Source organism: Kocuria sp. UCD-OTCP, assembly GCF_000349605.1.
GTDB classification, from domain to species: Bacteria; Actinomycetota; Actinomycetes; order Actinomycetales; family Micrococcaceae; genus Kocuria; species Kocuria rosea.
Window position 1 is genome coordinate 1 of the sequence record NZ_AOSQ01000071.1, and the last position, 488, is coordinate 488.

A 488-nucleotide genomic window follows, 5' to 3' on the forward strand; every position below is an offset into this window, starting at 1 on the left:
AGGGCCTGGGACTCGGTGGCCTCGATGATGCGGGCCATCGTCTCGATCGTCTCGATCGGGTACTTGCCCACCGAGGTCTCCCCGGAGAGCATGACCGCGTCGGCGCCGTCGAGCACGGCGTTGGCGCAGTCGGAGGCCTCGGCCCGGGTGGGGCGGGGGCTGTCGATCATCGACTCGAGCACCTGGGTGGCGACGATCACGGGCTTGGCCCAGCGCCGGGCGAGCTCGATGGCGCGCTTCTGCACGATCGGGACCTGCTCCAGCGGCAGCTCCACGCCCAGGTCACCGCGGGCCACCATGATGCCGTCGAACGCGTCGATGATCTCGTGCAGGGCGTCCACCGCCTGCGGCTTCTCGATCTTGGCGATCACCGGCAGCCGCCGGCCCTCCTCGTCCATGATCTCGTGCACCCGCACGATGTCCTTGGCGTCGCGCACGAAGGACAGGGCGATCAGGTCCACGCCGCGGCGCAGGGCCCAGCGCAGGTC

At 70.5% G+C, this 488-nt stretch carries 1 protein-coding gene; it reads right to left on the reverse strand.

Annotated elements, in window-relative coordinates:
• The coding region (locus H488_RS33275) for a pyruvate kinase (RefSeq protein WP_031283617.1) at window positions 1–488 on the reverse strand (488 nt) is incomplete at both ends.